General features: G+C 72.7%; 21 protein-coding genes. 8 read left to right on the top strand and 13 right to left on the bottom strand.

Features of this window, described 5'->3' with window-relative positions; all coding sequences use genetic code 11:
- Positions 1–14 precede the first annotated feature (14 nt).
- From FA582_RS06670 to FA582_RS06655, 4 genes are all read right to left on the bottom strand, one after another.
- On the bottom strand, positions 15–314 hold the full coding sequence (locus FA582_RS06670; RefSeq protein WP_010146928.1) for a DUF4193 domain-containing protein: 300 nt from the start codon (positions 312–314) through the stop codon (positions 15–17).
- Positions 315–463: 149 nt separating this feature from the next.
- Entirely contained in the window at positions 464–1,339 is an 876-nt protein-coding gene (locus tag FA582_RS06665; RefSeq protein WP_010146929.1) for an inositol monophosphatase family protein, read from the bottom strand.
- Entirely contained in the window at positions 1,339–2,577 is a 1,239-nt protein-coding gene (locus FA582_RS06660) for a ferrochelatase (protein ID WP_141567529.1), read from the bottom strand. The genes FA582_RS06665 and FA582_RS06660 overlap by 1 nt, the downstream gene beginning before the upstream one ends.
- Positions 2,574–3,248, bottom strand: coding sequence for a trimeric intracellular cation channel family protein (locus FA582_RS06655; RefSeq protein ID WP_010146931.1), 675 nt, complete (start codon positions 3,246–3,248; stop codon positions 2,574–2,576). Before FA582_RS06655 ends, FA582_RS06660 begins: the two co-directional genes overlap by 4 nt.
- 72 nt (positions 3,249–3,320) lie before the next feature.
- Here FA582_RS06655 and sepH point away from each other — a divergent pair, with 72 nt between their 5' ends.
- Positions 3,321–5,030 carry a septation protein SepH gene (sepH, locus tag FA582_RS06650; protein WP_010146932.1) on the top strand — a complete coding sequence of 570 codons (1,710 nt, stop codon included), beginning with the start codon at positions 3,321–3,323 and terminating at the stop codon, positions 5,028–5,030.
- Positions 5,031–5,067: 37 nt separating this feature from the next.
- Here sepH and FA582_RS06645 read toward each other — a convergent pair whose 3' ends face one another.
- The 4 genes from FA582_RS06645 to FA582_RS06630 form a co-directional block, all read right to left on the bottom strand.
- Positions 5,068–5,808 carry a thymidine kinase gene (locus tag FA582_RS06645; protein ID WP_010146933.1) on the bottom strand — a complete coding sequence of 247 codons (741 nt, stop codon included), beginning with the start codon at positions 5,806–5,808 and terminating at the stop codon, positions 5,068–5,070.
- 79 nt (positions 5,809–5,887) lie between these two features.
- A complete protein-coding gene (locus FA582_RS06640; RefSeq protein ID WP_010146934.1) occupies positions 5,888–7,147 on the bottom strand; it encodes an alkaline phosphatase family protein in 1,260 nt (419 codons plus the stop codon).
- Entirely contained in the window at positions 7,144–7,722 is a 579-nt protein-coding gene (locus tag FA582_RS06635) for a DUF5998 family protein (protein WP_010146935.1), read from the bottom strand. The genes FA582_RS06640 and FA582_RS06635 overlap by 4 nt, the downstream gene beginning before the upstream one ends.
- Positions 7,723–7,734: 12 nt before the next feature.
- Positions 7,735–10,401, bottom strand: coding sequence for a bifunctional acetate--CoA ligase family protein/GNAT family N-acetyltransferase (locus FA582_RS06630; protein WP_010146936.1), 2,667 nt, complete (start codon positions 10,399–10,401; stop codon positions 7,735–7,737).
- 68 nt (positions 10,402–10,469) lie between these two features.
- On the opposite strand from FA582_RS06630, the gene FA582_RS06625 reads away from it, so the two are divergent.
- The gene (locus FA582_RS06625) at positions 10,470–11,129 is read left to right on the top strand and encodes a nitroreductase family protein (RefSeq protein ID WP_010146937.1); all 660 of its coding nucleotides are present in this window, start codon (positions 10,470–10,472) and stop codon (positions 11,127–11,129) included.
- Positions 11,130–11,156: 27 nt separating this feature from the next.
- On the opposite strand, the gene FA582_RS06620 is transcribed toward FA582_RS06625, so the two are convergent.
- Both FA582_RS06620 and FA582_RS06615 read right to left on the bottom strand, forming a co-directional pair.
- The gene (locus FA582_RS06620; protein ID WP_010146938.1) at positions 11,157–11,423 is read right to left on the bottom strand and encodes a hypothetical protein; all 267 of its coding nucleotides are present in this window, start codon (positions 11,421–11,423) and stop codon (positions 11,157–11,159) included.
- A gap of 271 nt (positions 11,424–11,694) precedes the next feature.
- A complete protein-coding gene (locus FA582_RS06615; RefSeq protein ID WP_010146939.1) occupies positions 11,695–12,648 on the bottom strand; it encodes a PfkB family carbohydrate kinase in 954 nt (317 codons plus the stop codon).
- Between the two features lie 43 nt (positions 12,649–12,691).
- Between FA582_RS06615 and FA582_RS06610 the strand changes: the two genes are divergently transcribed.
- The 4 genes from FA582_RS06610 (at position 12,692) to FA582_RS06595 (ending at position 17,515) form a co-directional block, all read left to right on the top strand.
- Entirely contained in the window at positions 12,692–13,960 is a 1,269-nt protein-coding gene (locus FA582_RS06610; RefSeq protein WP_029540532.1) for an amidohydrolase, read from the top strand.
- Positions 13,961–14,023: 63 nt separating this feature from the next.
- The gene (locus FA582_RS06605; RefSeq protein WP_010146941.1) at positions 14,024–15,604 is read left to right on the top strand and encodes a PQQ-binding-like beta-propeller repeat protein; all 1,581 of its coding nucleotides are present in this window, start codon (positions 14,024–14,026) and stop codon (positions 15,602–15,604) included.
- 70 nt (positions 15,605–15,674) lie between these two features.
- Positions 15,675–16,658: a daunorubicin resistance protein DrrA family ABC transporter ATP-binding protein gene (locus tag FA582_RS06600; RefSeq protein ID WP_010146942.1), complete on the top strand. Its 984-nt coding sequence runs from the start codon at positions 15,675–15,677 to the stop codon at positions 16,656–16,658.
- Entirely contained in the window at positions 16,655–17,515 is an 861-nt protein-coding gene (locus FA582_RS06595) for an ABC transporter permease (RefSeq protein ID WP_010146943.1), read from the top strand. Before FA582_RS06600 ends, FA582_RS06595 begins: the two co-directional genes overlap by 4 nt.
- A gap of 64 nt (positions 17,516–17,579) precedes the next feature.
- On the opposite strand, the gene FA582_RS06590 is transcribed toward FA582_RS06595, so the two are convergent.
- The 3 genes from FA582_RS06590 to FA582_RS06580 form a co-directional block, all read right to left on the bottom strand.
- The gene (locus FA582_RS06590; protein ID WP_010146944.1) at positions 17,580–18,362 is read right to left on the bottom strand and encodes an alpha/beta fold hydrolase; all 783 of its coding nucleotides are present in this window, start codon (positions 18,360–18,362) and stop codon (positions 17,580–17,582) included.
- Between the two features lie 78 nt (positions 18,363–18,440).
- Positions 18,441–19,379, bottom strand: coding sequence for a bifunctional Delta(1)-pyrroline-2-carboxylate/Delta(1)-piperideine-2-carboxylate reductase (gene lhpI, locus FA582_RS06585; protein ID WP_010146945.1), 939 nt, complete (start codon positions 19,377–19,379; stop codon positions 18,441–18,443).
- Positions 19,379–20,590 (bottom strand): metal-dependent hydrolase family protein, encoded by a 1,212-nt coding sequence (locus tag FA582_RS06580; RefSeq protein WP_010146946.1) that lies wholly within the window; start codon positions 20,588–20,590, stop codon positions 19,379–19,381. Before FA582_RS06580 ends, lhpI begins: the two co-directional genes overlap by 1 nt.
- A gap of 42 nt (positions 20,591–20,632) precedes the next feature.
- On the opposite strand from FA582_RS06580, the gene FA582_RS06575 reads away from it, so the two are divergent.
- Both FA582_RS06575 and FA582_RS06570 read left to right on the top strand, forming a co-directional pair.
- Positions 20,633–21,337, top strand: a complete 705-nt coding sequence (locus FA582_RS06575; protein ID WP_051125124.1) for a 5'-methylthioadenosine/adenosylhomocysteine nucleosidase — start codon at positions 20,633–20,635, stop codon at positions 21,335–21,337.
- 141 nt (positions 21,338–21,478) lie between these two features.
- A complete protein-coding gene (locus FA582_RS06570) occupies positions 21,479–23,959 on the top strand; it encodes a DNA gyrase/topoisomerase IV subunit A (RefSeq protein ID WP_010146948.1) in 2,481 nt (826 codons plus the stop codon).

Raw genomic sequence — 23,959 nt, 5'->3', positions numbered from 1 at the left:
GGGTCTCATGCTGCTCAGGCGGCGCACTCGGTGCAGACCGGCATGCCGCTGACCTCCTTGGCCAGCTGGCTGCGGTGGTGCACGAGGAAGCAGCGGGAGCAGGTGAACTCGTCCTGCTGCCGGGGCAGCACGTGCACCGACAGCTCCTCGTTGGACAGGTCGGCCCCCGGCAGCTCGAAGCCCTCGGCCTGCTCGGTCTCATCGACATCGACGCTGCCCGAGGACTTGTCGTTGCGTCGTGCCTTCAGCTCCTCGATCGAGTCCTCGTTGAGCTCGTCGTCGTTCTTTCGTGGTGCGTCGTAGTCGGTCGCCATCTCGCCTCTTTCACCTCTGCGTGGTCTCTCGTCGTGCGTGAACGCTGCGGCCTGCGAATTTGTGCCCGCTGCCCCGGGGGTCGTCACGCTCGCCGCGCGGGATTCTGCCCTATCGACCCGGGTGGATGCGAGCGGGTATGCCCAGGGCGTCAGTCGGCGCTGGTCAGACGCGCGATCTCGGCCCGCAGGACCGGCTGGAGCGCGGGACCGGCCGCGACGAGGAGATCGTGGGACACGGGCTCTCCCGCGGCCGCGCCGGAGGCGACCCCGCCGGCCTCACCGAGGATGAGCAGGCCGGCCGCGATGTCCCAGGGGTTCAGGGCCTTCTCCCAGTAGCCGTCCACCCGGCCGACGGCCACGTGGCACAGGTCGAGCGCGGCAGCACCCATCCGGCGGATGTCGCGCACCCTGGGCAGGAGGTCCGCCACGACGGCCGCCTGCCCCCGCCGGACGCCCCGGTCGTAGGAGAAACCGGTGGCCAGCAGCGCACCGTCGAGCGTCTCCTGGCTCCCGACCCGCACCGGGCGCGTGACGCCCCGGGACGTGAGGCGGGCCCCGCCACCGAGGTGGGCGTGGAAGACCTCGTCCGTCCGGGGGTTGACCACCGCACCGGCGAGGGGAGCCCAGGCGCCCGGGGTGGTGGGGTCACCGACGACGATGGCGACGGACACGGCATACGCCGGCAGGTCGTAGAGGTAGTTGACGGTGCCGTCGATGGGGTCGACCACCCAGCTCAGCCCCGACGTGCCCTCGGTGAGGCCGTCCTCCTCGCCCAGGATGCCGTCCTCGGGGCGGGCGTCGCGGAGGCGGGCGCGGATGAGGGTCTCGGCCCGGGTGTCCATCTCGGTGACGACGTCGAGGTCGGTGCTCTTGGTGCGCGCGACCCCGAGGCCGTCGGGGCGCTCGTCGCGGATCATGGCCCCGGCCTCCGTGGCGACGGACACCGCGAGCTCCTCGAGCGAAGCCCGCTGGGCCGCCCCGCCAGTGCCGGCGTCAGGCCCGGCCGCTCCCGCGGCCGCCGCCATCAGTCGCTCCCGCAGGCGGCGGGCTTGGCGACCCGCAGGTTGGGGCAGCAGCCCGGGCGGCAGATCGCCGGTCGCACCTCGCCGCCGGGCCAGGTCGGCGTGGCCACCTCCTCGCCACGGGCCTGCGCGGCGCGCTCCAGGGCGAGGTCGACCAGCCCCATGACGAACTCGGTGTCGGTGCCCACAGTGGGTACCCGCAGCAGGTCCAGGCCCAGCTCCTGCGCCGTCTCGGCAGCCTCGGTGTCGAGGTCGAAGACGACCTCCATGTGGTCGGAGACGAAGCCGATCGGGGCCAGGACGACGCTCCGGACGCCGCGCTCGGCCAGGGCGCGCAGGTGGTCGTTGACGTCCGGCTCCAGCCACGGCTGGGTCGGCGGGCCGGACCGGGAGCAGTAGGTGAGGTCGTGCTCGACCTCGGTACCGAGCGTCGCCGCGGTCTCGGCGGCGATCGCCGCAGCGAGCTCCAGGTGCTGCCGGGAGTAGAGGTTGCCCTCGTCGTCGCCCGGTCCGGAGGTGTCGTCCATGGCGATCGGCAGCGAGTGGGTGACGAAGACGAGGTGCGGCACCACCCCCGAGCTCTCGTAGCGCTGCCGGGCGGCCTCCCCCACGATCCGGGCGTTGGCACCGGAGAAGCCGGGGTGGTTCCAGTACTGCCGCACCTTGTCGACGTGGATCTCCTTGCCCTCCTCGCGCAGCTCGAGCTGGCCGGCCGCGATGTCCTCGCGGTACTGCCGGCAGGAGGAGTAGCAGGAGTAGGCGCTCGTCGTCACCGAGAGCAACCGCGTCATGCCCTCGGCGTGGGCCTCCCGGAAGGCGTCGGCGAGGAAGGGCGCTGAGTTGCGGTTGCCGAAGAGCACCGGGATCGGGATCTCGCGGCGGTCCAGCTCGGCGCGGATGGCCTCGATGAGGGCGCGGTTCTGGTCGTTGATGGGGCTCTTGCCGCCGAAGTGGAGGTAGTGCTCGGCGACCTCCTCGAGGCGCTCGTCGGGGATCCCGCGGCCGCCGGTGACCCGGCGGAGGAAAGGCATGACCTCCTCCGGGCCCTCGGGTCCGCCGAAGGAGGTCAGCACGATGGCCTGATAGGGGAACAGGTCATGCTCCTCCGTCTCCTCCAGTGACTCCTCCAGCTCGGCGACCACCTCGTCCTGGGCGTCCGCGTCGACCTCCGCGGCGGCGTCGGTCGCGTTGTCGACGGCAGGGTCGCGCGGGTCGGCAGGCTCGGCCAAAGGATGGCTCATGGGGTCTCTCCTCGGGAGGGGATCGGGGTGGGGGCGTGCAGGTCGAAGACGATCGCGGCGACCCGGATGCCCAGCACCATCAGCAGCGTGCCCCAGATGACGAGGTAGGACAAGCCGCCGAGCTCGGCCGCCACGACGACGATCGTCGCACCCAGCAGGGCGGGCACCGCATACAGCTCACGGCGCAGGACCTCGGGCACCTGGCCGACGAGGACGTCGCGGATCATGCCACCACCGACGGCGGTGATGCCGCCGACGAAGACCGCGGCGAGCGGGGGTGCGCCGAGCATGACGGCCTTGAGGGCACCGGCGACGGCGAAGGTGGCCAGGCCGACCGCGTCGAGGTACTTCACCGCCTGGGCGATGCGCTGGAGGCGCAGCTTGGGGCGGTGCCGGGACAGGTCGACGAAGACGCCGTGGAGGGCGAAGACGACGAGACCGGCCAGGAGGACGGTGACGACGTACCAGGGGTTGCTGATGCCGTCGGGGGGCACGTCGCCGAGGAAGACGTCACGGATGATGCCCCCGCCCAGGCCGCTCACCCAGGCCAGCACGGCGACCCCGAAGAGGTCGAGCCGGGCCCGCACCGCCACGAGGCCACCGGAGAGCGCGAAGACGAAGATGCCGACGAGGTCGAGGGCGAGACGCACATCGGCGGAGGCAACGATCATGGCCCCGTCAGCGTATCTCGCGCGGCGTGCCCTCCCGCGTGGCGTCCGGGCGGGGTGGCAGAGTGGTGGACCATGCAGCAGCTCCAGTTCGTCGAGCTCGACGAGGGTGGTCGCCTGGTCCTGACCGGTGACGACGGCACTCAGTATGCCGTGGTCGTCGACGACCGTCTGCGAGCCGCTCTGCGCCCGCGGCCGCGCCAGTCCGACGGTGAGCGCCCCGCGGGACGCTCGGCCAGCCCGCGCGACGTGCAGGCCATGATCCGGGCCGGGCAGCCGGCCGAGGACGTCGCCGCCTCCACGGGGTGGGAGCTGGACCGCGTGCGCCGGTTCGAGGGCCCGGTGCTCGCCGAGCGCGAGCACGTGGTCGGGCTGGCCCAGCGGGCGCCGGTGCGCGCCAGCGGTCGCACCGACGGCTCGCACACCCTCGACCGACGGGTGCGGGAGCGGCTGCAGAGCCGCGGGGTCGACCTGACAGCCGTCACCTGGGACGCCGCCCGTGGCGAGGCCCACGAGCCGTGGACGGTCATCGTCGCCTTCGGCGCCGGCGGACGCGAGCGACGTGCGGCATGGCACTACGACGTGCGCTCGCGCTCGGTCGAGGCGCTGGACGACGAGGCCCGCTGGCTCAGCGAGGACGAGCAGTCCCTGCCCGGTGGCCTGGCGGGCCACCCCTTGCTCGGGGGGCACCACGGCGAGGACGAGGCCGCCGCCGACCTCATGGCGACGATGCGGGAGCGCCGTCAGCGGCGAGGCCGCGGACGCCGCACCCCCACCAAGCAGACCCAGGAAGACCCGAGCCACGTGCCCGGGAGCCAGGAGATGCCCGACGAGGTGCTGCCCCTGGAGGACCTCCACTACGACCCCGACACGATGGGCGACCCGCCGGCCGCCCACCCGCGGGGCTCGGCGCCCGAGGCTGCGGTGCCCGTCGGGCCGGAGGAGGACGACGAGCAGGCGCCGGACGATCGCGACTCCGCCGATCGCCCCGCGGGGGACGCCACCGGCGAGGCGGACGTGCGCACTGCTGCTGCACCGGCGTCACCTCGCCCCGAGCCCGAGCCCGAGCCGATGTCGCCGGAGCCGATGTCGCCGGAGGAGGCGCAGCGCGCCGTCGGCCGCTCCCCCGGCCGCAAGCGACGCCGGCTGCGGCTGCCCTCGCTGGGAGGCGAGCACCCCGCGGACCCGCAGGAGCCCGAGGGCACCTTCGCCCGGACCCGTCACGACCCCCAGGAGGTCACCTTCGAGGAGTTCTTCGGCGTCGGCGACGACGAGGATTCCTTCGAGGAGACGCTCGAGCACGAGGAGGCCCTGGACTCCGGCGCCGGGCCGAGCGACGACCACGGCGCCCCCGGACCCGACGTGCGGGACGAGGCGGCGGACGAGGATCTCCTGTCGCAGGACGACCTGTCGGACGACGCCGCGAGCGCACCGGTGGACGAGGAACGCGACACGGACGACGACGAGCTCGACGCAGAGGATGAGGACGAGGCTCCGGACGCCGGGCGGCCGCGGCTCACCGCCGTCGCGGAGCCCGCAGAGGTCATCGACCGGGACGAGCGTGTCGGCGACGACGAGGGTGACGACGAGGACGACGACGCGGACGAGGATGAGGATCCCGAGGACGCCGACGACGACCTCGAGGCCGCCTCATCAGAGCCGGCCGGCGACGACGAGGACGAAGCCACCGAGAAGCCCGCGACCAAGCCGGCCGGGCGCAAGGGCCGCACGAGCGTGCCCAGCTGGGACGACATCATGTTCGGCTCGCGCCCACCGCGCAGCTGACAGCTGACAGCTGAGGCGACACCGGGTCGCCGAGGGCTCAGCCCCGGGTGGTCGATGCCGCTGCGTCGTCCTCCGGGAGGGCCGTCAGGTCCGGCGCGGGCAGCGGGCACAGGTCGAGGTCGAAGGGCAGCAGCTCGGGCGAGAGCGAGGCTGAGCGCGCCGCGGCGGAGTTCATCCGGCGCATGTAGTGCCGTCGGCACAGCACCTCGTACTCGACAACGCTGGCCGCCAGGGCGTCCTCCTCACCACCGCCGACATCCCCGACGACGACCTGCTCGCCCTCGACCACCATGTGGCCGTCGACGACGCGCGCGTTGACGGTCGCGGGCTTGCCGCACCAGCACAGCGCACGGACCTGGAGCTGCTCGGTGCGGTCGGCGAGCTCGATGAGCCGACGCGAGCCGGGGAAGAGCTCGGTGCGGAAGTCGGCGGTGATGCCGAAGGCATATACGTCGATGCCCATCTCGTCGACGAGCCGGGCGAGCTGCTCGATCTGCTCGGGGCGGTAGAACTGGGCCTCGTCGCAAATGAGGTAGTCGATGCGGCGTCCGTTGGTGCGCTGCTCGACGACGAGCTCCCAGAAGTCCAGGTCGTCGTTGACCTCGAGGGCGCCCTTGGTCAGCCCGAGGCGCGAGGAGAGCACGGCCGACCCGGAACGGTCGTGCTGGGTGAAGAGCAGACCGCCGCGCCCGCGCTGGTGGTGGGTGTGGTCCATCTGGAGGGCCAGGGTCGACTTGCCGCAGTCCATGGTTCCGGTGAAGAAGACGAGCTCGGGCACCCGCGAAGTCTACGGAACCTCCAGGAGGCGCCCGTGGTCGCCTCACGGCCTCCTCGCCCGGTCGCGCGGGCCGTGGCGCTCAGGTGGTCGTGACCAGCAGCGGTATGGCGGTCTCGGCGTCGGTGATCGACCCGTGGTGGCCCTTCAACCGCAGCACCTCGGGCCGCAGCAGCCGCGAGTCCAGCAGCGTGGCCTGCCCGAGCATCGCGACCACGACCTCGCCGATGCGGGTGTCGTAGCCGGACCGGACCGGACCGAACCACCCCGCCTCGATCGCCTCCTCACGGGTGAGCACGAGGCCCTGCTCGCCCAGCTGCTCGCGCCACGCGGCGACGACGTCGTCCACGGCACCCGGCAGGCACCACGCCTGCGGCGCCCGCGGCTCGCCCGCGAGCAGCGCGACGCCCTGCTCGAGCTCGGGCTCCAGGGCGAGGTCGCGGCGCTGGGCGTGCGGCGCCTCGATCATGCCGTGGTCCGCGGTGACGAGCACAGTGGTGCCTCCCGGTAGACGCTCGAGCAGCCCCGCGACCCAGGTGTCGAAGGTCTCCACCGCCTCGCCCCACTCGAGCGAGTCCGGGCCGTGGACGTGGCCGGCCTTGTCGATCTCGTCCCAGTAGGCATACACCAGCGCGCGTCCGCGTCGTCCGGCCTGCATCAGCGCGCGCAGCACCCCGGAGGTGCGCTCGTCGTGCGTGCCGGCCCCGGTGTAGGCGCCGCCGCGCAGCACCGCCCGGGTCAGCCCGGAGCCGGAGTAGGCCGGCAGGGACACGGTGCTCATCAGCACGTCGCGACGCCCGGCGTGCTGGAGCAGGGTGGGCAGCGGCTGGTGGGTGTACGGGTCAGGGCCGTCCTTCCACGACAGGTGGTTGAAGAGGCGTCCCCGGTAGCTGGTCTGCCACCCGACGATGCCGTGGCCCCCGGCCGGGCGGCCGGTGCCCAGCGAGCTGAGGCTGGTGGCGGTCGTCGAGGGGAAGCCGCAGGCGGAGGCTCCCGCGCCGAGGTCCTCGGCGGCGGAGAGGTCACGCAGGGTGCGGGCGTGCCCGCTGCGGCGCTGCAGCTGACGCGCCCCGAGCCCGTCGGCGAGCACGACCACGACGCGGCGGGTCTCCGGCAGCTCCCAGCTGGCCGGGACCACCCCCTCCGGCAGGTCGTCCACCCCGAGGGCGCGCAGGGCCGCCGGGAGGACGGAGGCCAGTCCGCTGCCCGGCGCGGGCGGCTGGTAGGCCTCGGTGGCGCGGGCCACGACAGGATTCGCTGAGGTCGGGACTGCCGCAGGGTCGGTCGCGGTCTGGTCGACCACGGCACCCACCGTGGCGTCGGGCTCCTCGCCGGGCCTCATCGACCCAGGCGGGACGACAGCTCGCTGGCGAAGGCCAGGGCCTGCTCAAGCCGCTCGACGCCGTGCGTCTCGGCGGCGATCCGCAGCGAGATGTCGTCGCTGGAGACGGTGCCCTCGTAGCCGTGGTCACCCTCGCACTGCGGGTCCTCGCACACCGCGGGGAGCAGGTCGACCCGGGCCACCGCACCCCAGCCGAGCGTCAGGGTGATCCCCCGCCCCGAGAGGCTGCCGTCGTAGCGCTCGGGGTCGGGCACGGTGTGGGTGAGCATCACGCCGCGCACCGAGCGCAGGGGCACCGTCTCGCTGGTGGCGGTCGCCATCCGCTGGCCCTCGGGCCCCTCGTGGTCGTCGGCGTGGGCGATGACGAGCCGCCGGTCGGTGAGCACGAGGACGGAGAGGTGGTTGCGGACCGCCATCTCGTCGAAGGTTGTCTCGTCGTGCACGAGGTGGGCGACGACGTGGTCCTTGCCGACGGCGGTCACCACCACGTCGTGGACGACCGCGGGGAGGTATCCCGCGGCATCGATGTCGGCGACGAGCGACTCGGGCAACGGTGACCTCACACGACGGACCATGCGCCCATCGTCTCAGACGTCGGCGAGCAGGGTCCGCCGCTCCGCGTCGGCGCGGGTGGGCGCGGGGGCCACCCGGATGCTGGCCCCGAGCACCTCGATGCCCTCGGGGTGGGCCATGACCGGGTTGAGCCGCACGTGGGCGAGCTCGGGGTGGTCGTCGGCGAGCACGCTGACCCGCGCGATGAGGTCGTGCAGCGCGGCGTGGTCGACCGGCATCGCGCCGCGGTAGCCGTCGAGCATGGGTGCCGCCTTGATCGAGGACACCATCTCGGCGATGTCGACGTCGGTCAGCGGCGGGAAGCGCAGCGCCTCGTCACCGAGCAGGTCGATGGGCAGGCCGGCGATGCCGAACCCGACGACCGGGCCGAAGAGCGGGTCCTCCGCCGAGTTGACCTCGACGGTGACCCCGGAGGGACCCATCTGCTGCAGGGCGATCCCCTCGGCCCCCACCGGGTCGAGCAGGGCGGCGAGGTCGCGGTAGGCGGCGCCGACGGCCTTGGGATGACGCAGCCCGGTCCGGATCCATCCCTGGCCGGGCTGGTGGCTGAGCATCGGCGAGGTGGCCTTCAGCACGACCGTGCCCCCGAGCTTGCGGTAGGCCGCGACCGCCTCCGTGTCCGACCCGACGGGCACCACGGGCCATACGGAGATGCCGTAGGCCGCGAGGACGGAGCCGGTCTCCTCGGTGGTGAGCTCGACGCCTCGCGGCTGCCGGGAGAGTGCCTCCTCGATGATCCGTGCAGCGACCGGCCGGTCGACACCCTCGGGGCGCACCCGCTCGCCGTGGTCGCGGCGCCGCCACTGGGCATACCGCACGGCGGCGGTGAGCGCGCGCACGGCGTCCTCGGGCATGGGGTAGGTGGGCACGCCCGCGCCGGGGGTGACACCGCGCATCCCGAGAAAGGTTGCGACGCAAGGCTTGTCGTGACCGGCGACGGCCGTGGCGACCGCGTCGACCACATCGGGGTCGATGTCGGCGATGGGCGGGATGAAGCAGGCGATGAGGGCGTCGACCTCCTCGTCGGCGAGGGCCTGCTCGACGACGTCACGGAACTGCTCGGTGAGCGCCTCGGCCGACACCGTCACCGGTCCGTGGGTGACGCGCAACCGGCGTGAGGAGGCGGCATCGGCGGCCAGCGACCCCAGCGCGTCGTTGTTGGAGACGACCGCGACCCGGTCACCGCACGGCAGCGGCTGGGAGAGCAGGAGCTGGGCGACGTCGAAGAGCTGGTGGGCGTTGTCGACCCGGACGACGCCGGACTGGCGCAGCATCTGCCCGAAGGTCTCCGGGCGCTCCTGGGTGGCGCGTACCCGGTGGCCCTGGGGGATGGCGTGCTGGCCCGCCCCGGACTTCACGACGATGACCGGTTTGGTCATCGCCAGTTTGCGCGCGATCCGGGTGAACTTGCGCGGGTTGCCCATCGACTCGAGGTAGAGCCCGACCACCGTGGTGTTCTCGTCATCGGTCCAGTACTGCATGAGGTCGTTGCCGGAGATGTCGATCCGGTTGCCCGCCGAGGCGAAGGTCGACAACCCCAGCCCGCGCCGCCGGGCCGAGGCGAGCAGTGCGATGCCCAGCCCGCCGGACTGGCTGAAGAGTCCCAGCCGGCCGAAGTCGGGCAGGTGCTCGGCCGCGGCGATGGAGGCGTTGAGCCGGGTCTGAGGGTCGTTGTTGATGAGCCCGAAGCTCGTGGGCCCGAGCACCCGCATGCCGTAATGGCGGGCCCGGATCAGCAGCTGGCGCTGCAGCGCGCGGCCCTCCGGGCCGGTCTCGGCGAAGCCCTCGGACGCCACGACCAGCGCCTTGACCCCGGCGTCGGCGCACTCCTCGACGATGCCGAGGACCTCCTCGGCCACGACCGCCACGACCGCGAGGTCGACCCCACCCTCGATGTCGCGGACGGAGGCGACGCTGGGGTGGCCGTTGATGAGGGTCCCGGGCTCGGCCGCGTTGTTGACCGGGTAGACCCGGCCGGTGAACCCCCCGGCGACGATGTCGTCGAAGAAGGCGCGGCCGATCGTCGCCGGTCTCCGGCTCACCCCGACGACGGCGACCGTCTCCGGGTGGAGCACCGCGCGCATCGACCGCACCTCGGAGCGGTGCTCGCGCGACATGCGCACCGCTCGTGAGGCCTCGGTCGGTTCGATGTCGAAGGAGACGGCGATGACGCCGTCGTCGAACTCATGGGAGACCTCGAAGCCGGCGTCGCGGAAGACCCCGATCATCCGACGGTTCTGCGGCAGGACGTCGGCGACGAAGCGGGTCACCCCGCCCTCGCGACCGATGTCGGCGAGGTGCTCCAGGAGCACCGAGCCGATCCCCCGGCCCTGATGGTGGTCGGAGACGTTGAAGGCGACCTCCGCGACCGACCCGCCGGGGGTGATCCGGTCGAAGCGGCCGATGCCCACGAGGTCGTCGCGGACATACATCACCAGCGCCACCCGGTCGGAGTAGTCGACGTGGGTGAAGCGGTGGACGTCCTTGTCGGACAACCGCTTGATGGGGGCGAAGAAGCGCAGGTAGATCGACTGCTCGGACTGCGCCTCGTGGAAGGCGTGGATGGCGTCGGTGTCGTCGGGGCGGATCGGCCTGACGTGGGCGACCCGCCCGTCGGACAGGACGACGTCGGCCTCCCACTCGCGGGGGTATCCGGGGGGCAGCTCCTCGGCCTCGCTCATGCCCCCACTATCCCACCGTGGGCCTCCTTGGTCAGGGGCGTGTCGGAGCCGCGTGCCACGATCCGGGTATGGAGTTCGGCGAGGTGGTGCGACGGCGGCGGATGGTGCGGGCGTACGACCCCGACCGCCCGGTCCCGGAGGAGGTCGTGACCCGGGCGCTTGAGCACGCGACACGGTCCCCGAGCGCGGGCTTCTCCCAGGGATGGGACTTCGTCGTGCTCACCACCGAGCAGGAGCGTGAGCGCTTCTGGTCGGCGGCGACGAGCGCGGAGGCGCGTGAGCGCATGGACCCGTGGCTGAGGGGGGTGCGGTCCGCCCCGTGCCTGGTCGTGTGCCTCTCCGACAAGGAGGCCTACCTCGAGCGCTACGCCGAGCCCGACAAGGGGCGCGCTGATCGCGACGAGGCGCACTGGCCGGTGCCCTACTGGGACGTCGACACGGGGATGGCCGCCCTGCTCATGCTGCTGACCGCTGTCGACGAGGGGCTCGGTGGGCTGTTCTTCGGGGTGCCGGTCGAGCACGGGGCCCAGACCGTCGCGGCGCTCGGGGCACCGGCGGGCCGCCGGATCGTCGGGGTCGTGGCGATGGGGTATGCCGCCTCAGACCGCGACCGCCGCTCCCCCTCGTTGCGTCGGGGCCGCCGTCCGGTCTCGGAGGTGGCGCACCGCGGCGCCTACGGCCGGCCGTGGGTCGGCGGTGAGGTGAGAAGGGAGGTGGAGCAGGGCTGAGCGGTCGGCGCGCAGCAGGCTGAGCGGTCAGCGGGTGCGCAGGAGGCTGATCGCGGCCAGGACGGCGAGCAGGATGCCGACGGCGAGGAGCACGACGGAGGCTCCGGCCACGGCAACGCTCGTCGGGGCGAAGGCTCGGGCGACGGGCCCGGCCAGCACGACGAGCAGCGCGGCGAGCGCCAGCTGGATCTCTGGAGCGTGCCGGGTGGGGTCGAGCGCTCGGGCGACGGTGTCGCCGCGCTGGGCGCGACGTGCAGTGGGGATGAGCGTGCGGTGCTGGTGCGATGCGGTCATGTCCGAACCCCTGTCTGTGGTGGTCAGAGGACTCTGTGGGTGGCAGAGGGCGGCGCCCCCTGCGCGCCGGCCTCACCCCCTAGATGCCCAGCCTGCCCCCTCCCGTTGCGCTGTGGGGTGGATCGTGACCTGATCGTGATCTGCGTCGCGTGCTGTCCTGCTCAGGAGCAACCCTGGCACCGACCGTCCCACCGTGCTCGTCGCGGACCGGGTGTCGCCGCGGGACACGCCGACCACGGCCGGGCGTCGGCCGCGCGACAGCCCACTGACCTCAGGCGCGGCCCGTCAGGAAGGCGTCGACCTCGCTCGCCGTCGGTGCGGTCGCCGGGCCGCGGCGCGTCACCTTGATCGCCCCTGCCGCGTTGGCCCGGCGTGCTGCCTCGGGCCAGTCACGGCCGCCCGCGACCTCAGCGCACAGGACTCCGGTATGCGTGTCGCCGGCCCCGTTGGTGTCCACCGCGGTCTGCGGGAAGCCCGGGACCTGCGTGGCCCGTCCGTCGGCCCGGACGACGCAGCCGCGCGGGCCGTCCCGGACCACGACCACCGCGTCCGGAGCCAGCCGGCCCGCGACCTGCTCGCACAGGGCACCCAGGTCGACCTCTCCGTCCTGCGTGTCCGGTGACCCGGTGAGCTCGCGGGCCTCGGCGGCGTTGGAGGTCCACACCGTCGTCCGGGCCAGCACCCGCTCGACGACGTCCGGCTCGAAGGTCGCGAAGGGGGCGCCAGGGTCGAGGACGACGGCGACCCCCTCGGGCAGGTCGTGCAGCCAGCCGAGCAGCGGGTCACGGGTCGGCGGGAGCAGGGTGTAGCCGGACACGCAGACGAGGTCACCCGGCCGCGGGTCGCTCGTCGCCAGGGAGTCCGCCGTGATCCGGCGTTCAGCGGCACGCGTGGTGACGAAGGTGCGTTCCGCGCTGGGCTCGACGAGCACGACGCAGACCCCGGTGTCGAGATCCTCGACCGCCGGCGCGCTCACCTCGACGCCCTCCGTCGCCAGCACCTCGCGCACGAGGTCGCCGTTCGGTCCCGTCCCGACCGCTCCCGCGAGCACCGCCGGAGCCCCGGTCCGCGCGGCCGCCACGACGATGGTCACGGCACCACCGGCATACCTGGTGGCGGAGTCGGCCATGACGTTGCCGCCGCGCGCGGGCAGCCGGCCCACCTCGAGCACGAGGTCGACCATGGCCTGACCGGTGTGGATGACCCTGCGGGAGGACGCCGTCATGGGACGTACCCTGCCACGCCGGCCGAGCGCATACCCTCACCGCATGAGCACTGCCACCGCCGCCGTCCTGGAGCCGCTGCCGACGATCCGCCCGTGGGTGGAGGAGGTCTACCGGCACCTGCACGCCCACCCCGAGCTGTCGATGGCCGAGCACGAGACCGCGGCCCGGGTGGTGCAGGAGGTCTCGGGTATGCCGGGTGCCGTCGACCTCGAGGTCCACACCGGGATCGGTGGCACCGGGGTGGCGGTGGTCCTCCGCAACGGTGAGGGCCCGACCGTGCTGCTGCGCGCCGACATGGACGCGCTGCCGGTCGCGGAGGACACCGGGCTCGACTACGCCTCCACGGTGCGGGTCACCAACGACGCGGGCGAGCAGGTGCCGGTCATGCACGCCTGCGGGCACGACACCCACGTCGCGACCCTGCTCGGCTCGCTGCGCCTGATGCTCGAGGGACGTGAGCACTGGGCCGGGACCGTCGTGGCGGTCTTCCAGCCGGCCGAGGAGCAGTTCAACGGGGCCGAGGCGATGGTGGCCGACGGTCTCGTCGACCTCCTCCCCCGCCCCGATGTGGCTCTCGGGCAGCACGTGCTGCCCGGCCCGGCCGGGTCGGTGCAGGTCGCGCCGGGACCGATCATGGCCAGCTGCGACGACTTCCGGATCACGCTGCACGGCAAGGGCGGTCACGGGTCGGCGCCGCACACCGCGATCGACCCCGTCGTCATGGCCGCGTCGCTGGTCATGCGCCTCCAGACCGTGGTCTCGCGGCAGGTGTCGCCGCAGGCGACCGCGGTCGTGAGCATCGGGCGGATCGCGGCGGGCACGAAGACCAACATCATCCCCGCGCACGCCGTGCTCGAGGGCACGGTGCGGACCTACGACGGCGCGGTGGCGGCGCACTGCCTGGAGGTCATCGAGCGGACCGCCCGGGCCGAGGCGCTCGCCTGGGGTGCGCCCGAGCCCGGCTTCGAGACCTTCGACCACCTGCCGGTGACCGACAACGACCCGGACGCCACGCAGCGGGTCCGCGCCGCGCTGGCCGCCGAGCTCGGCGAGGAGCAGGTCCGCGACTTCACCCCGGAGATGGGGTCGGAGGACTTCGGCGAGCTGCCCGCTGCCTGGGGTGCACCAGGCTGCTACTGGGGGTTCGGCGCCTTCGACGCGGCCTCCTGGCAGGAGGCGGAGACGCGCGGCACCGAGCGCTCCGACTTCCCCGACAACCACTCCCCGCACTTCGCCCCGGTGCTGCAGCCCATGCTCGACACGGGGGTGCGGGCCATGGTCGCCGCGGCGATGGCGTGGCTCGCCCGCTGAGTTATCCACAGGGAGGGTCGGACGCCCGGTAGGAGAGGGGCGAAACGGCATACCGTCGAGGGCATGAGGGGAACTCACGCCATCGCCGGGCGCACCGCCGCCCTGGTCTGCCTGTCGCTCGTCCTGACCTCCTGCACCGATCCCGGGAAGGGCGACCCCGGCGATGTCCTCGCACAGGACACGACCGGAGCCACGTCGACACCGTCGACCACGGCCGCCCCCGACGCGGACGCCGCGTCCGAGGTCGACGGCGAGGCCAAGACCGCGACCGAGGTCGACGAGCGCCCGGCCGCCGAGCCACCCCCGCCCCCCGGACCCGAGCCGGCGTGGACCCTCGAGGGGACGATCCTGTCGACGCCGGTCGAGCACGAGGGCGACCTGCTCCTGCACGTCGACCCACCGGGGGCGCAGACCATGACGCTCGTCTCGCTGGACGCCGCGACGGGCGAGGAGAACTGGCGACGAGACGCCGGCATCACGGGGCTGTTCAGCGCCGGTCCGCCGACCCTGCGCGACGGACTCGTCTACACCTTCGAGGACACCGGGCAGGACGACCAGGCCGAGGCCGTCGCCCTCGAGGCCGGCTCGGGCGAGGAGGTGGCGCGCTCGACCCAGGTGTTGCGGGCCTATGCGCAGCCACGTCCGTGCGGCCAGAACGAGGTCTGCCTGAGTTACCGGCTACCCGGGGCTGAGTCGGTGAGCCTGGGGCACCTGCGCCGCGACGGCGCGGTGCTGGAGGTGCTCGACGGGAGCCCCTACGACCCCGACGCGGGCGCCGAGGAGTCGGATGATGCGCAGGGACCGGCCGAGGAGGACTCCGTGGGGATCCAGGTCAGCGAGGACTGGGACTTCGAGACCGGAGAGATCCGGATCGAGGCCCGTGAGGCGGAAGAGGTCGTGTGGAGCTCGTCGGTGGACGATCACGAGCTGCGGACCGACCCCTCGCACACCGCAGTGCTCGGGGCCACGATGACCATGAGCGAGGTCTACCTCCACGACGTGTTCTACGGCGAGGACACCTATGGCGCGCGCCCGAACGTCTTCGCGCTGGAGGAGCACGTGCTGCTCGCACTGGACCTCGGGGACGGATCGCCGCTGTGGCGTGCCACCGGGGTCAGCCTCTGCACGCCGGGTGGGGTCGAGGTCAGCACGGTGATCACCTGCTCCGGTGACGGAGAGGTGATCAACGACGGCTATGCCGGCCCCACCACCGTCGACGCCGATGACGTGTTGCTCAGCGGCAGGGACGTCGCCACCGGCGAGGTGACGTGGACCCAGGCGATCAGCGACGAGGACTGGACGGCCCTCCTCGGCGAGCTGCCCCTCTCGCCTGACCCCGCGCAGACCCTCGTCGTGGTCGACGGGGAACGGGTGATGGTCGACGTCCTCAGCGGCGACCTGACGCCGGCAGCCCAGGCCAGGCTGTCCGACGGGTTCGTGTGCGAGTGGTCCGTCCCGTGGGAGGCCCCGGACAATCCCGAGGACGGGTCGCGACGTATGACGGACCGCTTCCAGTTCCCGTGCGACTCCACCGGTCAGCAGGTCGCGGTGCCCACCGAGAAGGCGCTCAGCTTCGTGGCGCAGGAGGCAGGGGGCATGCGACTCGTGACCGGGCCCGATGCCCTGGTGGCGTTCGCGGACTGAGCGACGGTGCAGCGCCTCGGTCACCAGAAATTCATGGGGGTCTGTCGGTGCCCCGTCGTAGCATCACGGCGTGGCCATCATCGAGGCGCATGACCTGCGCAAGACCTATCACTCACGCTCCGGCGACGTGCACGCGCTGGCGGGGCTGTCGCTGAGCGTCCCGGAGGGCACCATCAAGGGGCTGCTGGGACCCAACGGAGCCGGCAAGACGACGACCGTCAAGGTCCTCAACACCCTGCTGCAGCCCGACACGGGAAGCGCGACCGTCGCCGGGATCGACGTGCTCAGCGACCCCGAGGGGGTGCGCCGGGTCATCGGTGCGAGCGGCCAGTACGCCGCCGTCGACGAGCACCTCACCGGCCGGGAGAACCTCGAGATGGTGGGGCGGCTCTACCACCTGGGCGGCTCCCGGGCGAAGGCCCGGGCCGCGGAGCTGCTCGAGCAGTTCGACCTGACCGAGGCGGGCGACCGGCCGGTCAAGGGCTTCTCCGGCGGTATGCGGCGCCGCATCGACCTCGCCTGCGCCCTGGTCAACAGCCCGCAGATCCTCTTCCTCGACGAGCCGACCACCGGTCTCGACCCGCGCAGCCGACTCGGGATGTGGGAGGTCATCAAGGACCTCGTCGGGCACGGCACGACCGTGCTGCTGACGACGCAGTACCTCGAGGAGGCCGACTACCTCGCCGACGACATCAGCGTCATCGACCACGGCCAGGTCATCGCCGAGGGGACGGCCGACGAGCTCAAGGCCCAGGTCGGTGGCCACCGGGTCGTGGTGACCCTCGTCGAGGCCTCCGAGGCCGCGGCGGCACGGGAGGTTCTCGCCCGCCACGGCGCCGGTGAGGTCCAGCAGGCCACCGGCGGCCGGACCCTCTCCGTCCCCGTCGCCGGTGGGCCGGGCGCCCTCCAGCAGGTCCTGGCCGACCTCGACGCCGCCGGAGTCCGCCTGCACGACGCCGGTATGCGGCGACCCACCCTGGACGACGTCTTCCTCGCCCTCACCGGGCGGGAGCAGGCCGACGACACGGCACACGACCTCGAGGAGAGCGCATGAGCACGCAGTCCGCACCGGCGCGCGGCGCCACGACCGTCGACCGGCCCGGTGGGTCGGGTGCGACCCTCGCCACCTGGGCCAGCGACGTCCGCACCGTGACCTGGCGCAACCTCATCAAGTTCCGGCGCAACCCCGAGATCATGCTCTTCGCGGTGCTGCAGCCCATCATGTTCGTGCTGCTCTTCTCCCAGGTCTACGGCGGGTCGATCGAGATCGAGGGCGGTGACTACACCGACTACCTCATGGCCGGCATCTTCGGCCAGACGGTGCTCTTCGGGTCCACCTTCTCCGGCTACCAGATGGCGCAGGACCTCAAGGAAGGGATGATCGACCGCTTCCGGACGCTGCCCATGCACGACTCCGCCGTGCTCTTCGGACGCACCAACGCCGACCTCGTGCTCAACGGCGTGTCCATGGTCATCATGATGCTCAGCGGCGCGGCCGTGGGCTGGCGCTTCCACGAGGGGTGGCTCAACTTCCTCGGCGGAGTCGCGATCCTGCTGCTCTTCAGCTATGCCTTCAGCTGGGTGATGGCGTTGCTGGGCATCGTGGTCCGCACCCCGGAGGTCATCAACAACGCCTCGTTCATGGTGCTCTTCCCGCTGACCTTCATCTCCAACGCCTTCGTGCAGACGGCCACCATGCCGCGTGTCCTGGAGGTCTTCGCCAACTGGAACCCCATCTCGGCGCTGGTCCAGGCCGCACGGGAGCTCTTCGGCAACACCGGCGGCGCACCGACCCCGGACACCTTCCCGATGCAGAACCCGATCCTCACCACCGTCGTCGGGTCGGTCCTCATGCTCGCGATCTTCGTGCCGCTCGCGGTCAACAGGTTCCGCCAGGCATCCTCGCGCTGAGGTCGGAGTGCTGGGCCGGCCACCTCGACCCGGTCGGCTCAGGCGGTGGTGCGGAGGTCGGGCCTCAGCTGGTGCGGTCGAGGATGAGCCGCGCGGCCTCGTCCGGCGCATCCCACTGCGGGAAGTGCCCGCACCCCTCGAACCAGTGGAGCTCCGCGTCCGGGAACGCCGAGACGGCGCGGTGCGCCTGCCGGGGCAGGGTCACCAGGTCGCGGCGACCCCAGCCGATGGTGGCCCGACCGGGCAGCGTGCCTGCGGGTGCACCCGCTTGCTTGGGCCCCTTCGTCAGCGCGTCCATGGCGGCGCCGGTCGAGGGCGCGGTCGCGAGACCGCGCAGGTCCGGCAGCACGGTCTCGGCCGAGAGCGCCCAGGGCCGGGCCGAGAACTGCGCCAGCAGAGCCGAGCGGGAGACAGGGTTGCCCAGCAACGTGGGGAGCGCTGCGCGGAGCGTCTTGACGAGCCGGATGGACGGGCGCAGCGTGCCGCTGAAGACCGCGACCTCGCGGTCGGTCCAGAAGCCGCCTGGGTCGAGGGCGACCGTGTCACCGCCGACCCCGCGCCGGGCGAGCTCGAGCACGATCCGTGCACCCATGGACTGCCCCGCCGTGGATACCGTGCCGAGGCCCTGCTCCTGGATGAACCCGGCGACCGCGTCGGCCAGGGTCGCGATCGAGACCTCGCCGGCCAGCGGTGGGGACTGACCGAAGCCGGGGAGGTCGATGGCGATGACCTCGCGCTCGGCGGCCAGGGTGTCGAGGATCGGGCCCCAGGACTGCGAGCCTGCGCCGAGACCGTGGACCAGCAGCAGGGGGGCGCCGCTGCCGCGTCGGACGTGATGGAGAGTCATCACTCGATGGTAGGGCGAGGGATCCCACCGGGCGTGGGGCCGGGGTCCCTCCCGGCTCCGACCGCGTCGCTCGCGGTCTCAGGTCGATGGGCGGGAACGCAGGACCAGGGCTGCCGCAGCGAGGTCCTCGGCGGCCGTGCCGACCGACACGAAGGCGGTGATCTGCTCTGACGCCGTGCGCCCTGCTGCCCGCCCGGCGACGACGTCGGCCAGGGAGGTCGTGACGTCGCTCTCGGTCAACGTCCCTCGGGCCAGTGGACCGGCCAGCTCCCCGGCGGTATGCCGCGCCTCGGGTGCATCGACCACAATGCGGGCGGCGGTCATGAGCTCCTCGTCGGCCTCCACCATGTCGGGCAGGAAGGAGCCGACGAGGTCGACGTGCGTGCCGGGCCGGACGTCTCGTCCGAGGACGAGCGGGCTCGTCGCGGAGGTCGCGGTGGTGATGACGTCCGCGGCCCGGACGGCCGCGCGCAGGTCGGGGGCGACGTCGGCGGCATACCCCTCGGTGCGGAGCCGTTCCACGAGCGCGGCGGCGCGACCGGCGTCCCGGGCCCAGACGCGGGTGCGCCGGATGTCGCGGACCGCGGCGTAGCAGGCCGGGATCGACGCGGCCACGTTGCCAGCGCCGACGAGCAGGTGCTCCCCGACGTCCTCCCGCGCCAGGTGGTCGGCGGCCAGCGCGCTCGCCGCGGCGGTGCGCCAGCGCGTCAGCTCGGTGCCGTCGAGCACGGCCACAGGGGCGCCGGTCGCCTCGTCGAGCAGGAGGTAGGTGGCGTGGATGCTGGGCAGGCCGAGGCTGCCGTTGGCGGGGTGGTGCGTCGCGACCTTGACGCCGAGGAGGCCGTGCAGGCCCCAGGCGGGCTTGAGCAGGAGCGTGGCCGAGGAGTCCGACCCGATCGACTGGAGGGTGCGCTCCGGCACGGTGACCTCGTCACCGGCGAAGACCTCCCGCAGCGCCGCGACCAGCTCGACGGGGTCGAGCCCGGCGCGGACGGCGGCGGCGTCGAGGACCTCCATCAGACCGGTGCCCGCTCCCCCGCCAACCAGACCGACGACACCCGCTCACCCAGCCCCGAGAGGTCGTCATACGCTCCGTCGAAGACCACGACGTCCCCGACCTTGCCCGGCTCGAGGGTTCCGTAGTCGGCCTCGACGCCCAACAGCTCGGAGGCGACCTGGGTGGTCGCGTGCCACGCCTGGAGCTCGCTCATCCCGAGATCGCGCATGATGGCCAGCTCGTCCAGGTTGGTGCCGTGCACCCCGACCCCGGAGTCGGTGCCCATCGCGACCTTGACGCCCGCGGCGATGGCGCGGCGCACGGAGTCGTCGTGGGCCTCGGAGACCATGCGCGCCTTGGCCACGACCGCGTCGGGCAACGGCATACCGGCGTCCGCCTGGGCCAGCACTGCGCGCGGGGCGAGCAGGGTCGGCACCAGCCAGGTCCCGTGCTCGAGCATCATCTCGATCGCCTCGTCGTCGAGGTAGATGCCGTGCTCGATGGAGCGGATGCCGCCGCGGATCGCGGTCTTGATGCCGTCGGTGGCCTGGGCGTGCGCCATGACGTGGAGCCCGGCGGCGCCGGCCTCGGTCACCAGGGCCGCGATCTCGTCGTCGCGCAGGTGACCGTGCAGCGGGTTGCTCCGCGGGGAGAGGACACCACCGCTCGTGGCCACCTTGATGACGTCGGCGCCGCCGCGGACCAGCTCACGGACCTTGCGCCGCATCTCGATCGGTCCGTCGACGACACCGGAGGGGCACCCGGGGTGCTCGGGCATGAGGTCGACGTGCGCGCCGCACAGCTGCCAGCCGTCGCCGTGCCCGCCGGTCTGGCTGATCATCGTCAAGGCGATCTGCATCCGCGGGCCCGGCGTCAGCCCGCGGCGCACCGCCTCGGCGACCCCGAGGTCGGACCCGCCGGCGTCCCGGACCCAGGTGATGCCGGTGCCGAGGGTGGTGCGCATGCGCTCGGCCGCCTGGAAGAACGGCAGGCTGAACGGCGTCTGGAGCTGGCGCACGATGCTGGGCTGCTCGAACATGAAGTGCACGTGGCAGTCGAACAGGCCGGGCGTGACCGTCTGCCCGGTGCAGTCCACAACGGTGTCGGCCTCGACCCCGAGGTCGGGCCCGAGGGCGGCGACCCGCCCGTCCACGACGTGGACGTCGGCGAGGCGGGGTGCGGACAGCGTGCCGTCGACGACGGTGCCGCCGCTGAAGAGTGTGCTGGTCATGGCCACGAGGCTAGCCCGGGTCGGTCTGCGATGATCGGCCGCATGCTCGCCATCCTGGGTGCCATCGAGACCGAGGTCGCCGACACCAGGGCGTTGCTGGTGGATCCGGTCGAGCTGCGGGCCGGGCACCTGGTCGTCCAGCGCGGGCGGCTGCACGGGCAGGAGGTGCTGCTCGCGCGGTGCGGCGTGGGCAAGGTCAACGCCGCGCTGGCCACTGCGGCCCTGCACACCCTTGGGGCCAGCTCCCTACTCTTCACGGGGGTCGCGGGCGGGATCGCCCCGGGCCAACGGATCGGCGACCTCGTCGTCGCCACCGACCTGGTCCAGCACGACGTCGACGTCACCGCTCTCGGTCGACCCCCGGGTCAGCTGCTCGGCGAGCCTGGCTCCTGGGCGGCCGACCCTGATCTCACGGCCCGCCTGCAGGTCGCCGTCGACGCCTGCGCGTCGCAGGACGGGCGTGGGGTGCACCTCGGCCGCATCGCCTCCGGCGACCAGTTCGTCGCCTCGGCGGAGCGGGCGGCGGCGATCCACCGCGGCTTCGGCGCCCTCTGCGTCGAGATGGAGGGAGCGGCGGTGGCCCAGGCCGCCACGTCGTTGGGTATGCCCTTCGCCGTGGTCCGCGCGCTGTCCGACACCGCGGACCACGGGGCGGCGAGCGACTTCCCCACCTTCCTGCGAGGCTCCGCCCGGCTCATGGCCGACGTGGTCGAGCACTACCTGCGGGCGCCGACCCCGCGCCGCTGATCCGCGGGGTCGCCCTCGCGCCTCCGACCCGCCCGCGGTGCGACGGCATACATTGGACCGACCCTGCTGCCCCGTGCCCACGGCGGGGCGCCCTGACCACCCGAGCGACACACCCGACACATCCAGGAGCAGCACCAGCACATGGCCCGTCGCAAGCGACCGCAGAGCGAGGACCTCTTCGACGTCGAGGAGAAGATCCTCGAGGTCGACGTTCAGGAGGAGATGGAAGGCGCCTTCCTGGAGTACGCCTACTCGGTGATCTACTCCCGGGCCCTCCCGGACGCGCGGGACGGGCTCAAGCCCGTGCAGCGGCGCATCCTCTTCGCGATGAACGAGCTCGGGCTGCGGCCGGACAAGGCGCACGTCAAGTGCTCCCGCGTCGTCGGTGAGGTCATGGGTAAGTACCACCCGCACGGTGACACCGCCATCTACGACGCGATGGTGCGGATGGCGCAGCCGTTCACCATGCGCCTCCCCCTCGTCGACGGGCACGGCAACTTCGGCTCCCTCGACGACGGACCGGCGGCCAGCCGCTACACCGAGGCGCGGATGGCCCCGGCGGCGCTGCTCATGACCCGCAGCCTGGACGAGGACACCGTCGACGAGGTGCCCAACTACGACGACCAGCTCATGCAGCCGGAGGTGCTGCCCGCGGCCTTCCCCAACCTCCTGGTCAACGGCGCCTCCGGCATCGCGGTCGGCATGGCGACCAACATGCCGCCGCACAACCTCGGCGAGGTCATCGGTGCCGCGCGACACCTCATCGCCCACCCCGAGGCCGACCTCGAAGCGCTCATGCGCTTCGTGCCCGGCCCGGACCTGCCGCTCGGTGGCCGGATCGTCGGGCTGGACGGCATCCGGGAGGCCTACGAGACCGGACGCGGATCGTTCAAGACGCGGGCGACCGCGCGGATCGAGAATGTCACGCCGCGCAAGAAGGGCATCGTCGTCACCGACCTGCCCTACCTCGTGGGCCCCGAGAAGGTCATCGAGAAGGTCAAGCAGCTCGTGCAGTCCAAGAAGCTGCAGGGCATCTCCGACATCATCGACCTCACCGACCGCACCAAGGGCCTGCACCTGGTCATCGAGATCAAGACCGGCTTCAACCCGGACGCCGTGCTGGAGCAGCTCTACAAGCTCACGCCGATGGAGGAGTCCTTCGGGATCAACAACGTCGCGCTCGTCGAGGGGCAGCCGCGCACCCTAGGGCTGCGTGAGCTGCTCTCGGTGTATGTCGACTTCCGCACCGACGTGGTGCGACGCCGGACCGAGCACCGGCTGGGAAAAAAGAAGGCCAGGCTGCACCTGGTCGAGGGTCTGCTCATCGCGATCCTCGACATCGACGAGGTCATCCAGCTCATCCGCGCCGCCGAGGACGTCGGCACCGCGCGCGAGCGGCTCATGCAGGTCTTCGACCTGACCGAGATCCAGGCCAACCACATCCTCGACCTGCAGCTGCGCCAACTGACGAAGTTCTCCCGCATCGAGCTGGAGACCGAGCGGGACGAGCTGCTGCGCGCCATCGAGGCGCTCGAGGCGATCCTGGCCGACCGTCAGCTGCTCCTCAAGGTGGTCAGCGACGAGCTCGCCGCGGTCGCGGCCGAGCACGGCACTCCCCGACGGACCGTCCTGCTGGAGAGCGACGGCACCGGTGCGACGTCCGCGGCCGGCGGGCCGGCCACCGGCGGCAAGGCATCCGGCCTTGACCTCGAGGTCGCCGACGACCCGTGCTGGGTCCTGCTCTCCTCGACCGGGCTGCTCGCCCGCACGGCCAGCTCCGAGGACGAGCCGCTCGGCGGCGGTGGCCGCCGAGCCAAGCACGACGTCATCCGCTCCCAGGTGCGCGCGACTGCGCGCGGGACGGTGGGCCTGCTCACCAGCGCGGGTCGGGTGGTCTCGCTGTCGGTCGTCGAGCTGCCCTCCCTCCCACCCGCGGCGGAGGCACCCAACCTCTCCGGCGGGGCGCCGCTGTCGGCCTTCATCGACCTGCCGCCCGGGGAGCAGGTGCTGGGTCTGTGCTCGCTCACCGGCGACGGGCCCGGCCTGGCACTCGGCACCGCGCAGGGCGTGGTCAAGCGGGTCAACCCCGACTACCCCGGACACCGCGACTCCTTCGAGGTGATCTCGCTCAAGGACGGTGACCGCGTCGTGGGCGCGGTGGAGCTCGCGAGCGGCGAGGAGGAGCTGGTCTTCATCACCTCCGACGCCCAGCTGCTCCGCTTCGGCTCCTCGCTGGTGCGTCCGCAGGGCCGCTCGGGCGGCGGGATCGCCGGCATCAAGCTCAGCGCCGACGCCACCGTCGTCGGCTTCACCGCCGTCGACACCGCCGCGGAGAACGTCGTGGTCACCGTCGCCGGGCCCGCCGGGGCCCTCCCCGGCACCCAGACCGGCTCGGTCAAGGTCACGGACCTGTGGGCCTACCCCACCAAGGGCCGCGCCACCGGGGGTGTCCGCTGCCACCGACTCCTGCGCGGCGAGGACGCGCTCGTCATCGGCTGGGCCGGGGCCGCGCCACCACGAGCCGCGTCGGCCAATGGCGTGGCCGTCGACCTGCCGGAGACGAACGACAAGCGTGACGGGTCCGGCGTGCCTGCCACGGCACCGATCGCGGCCGTCGGCTGA

It is taken from the genome of Serinicoccus profundi, from assembly GCF_008001015.1.
Taxonomy (GTDB): Bacteria; Actinomycetota; Actinomycetes; order Actinomycetales; family Dermatophilaceae; genus Ornithinicoccus; species Ornithinicoccus profundi.
Note: the sequence above shows the minus strand (reverse complement) of the source record. Positions and strands in the feature narration are given on the sequence as shown.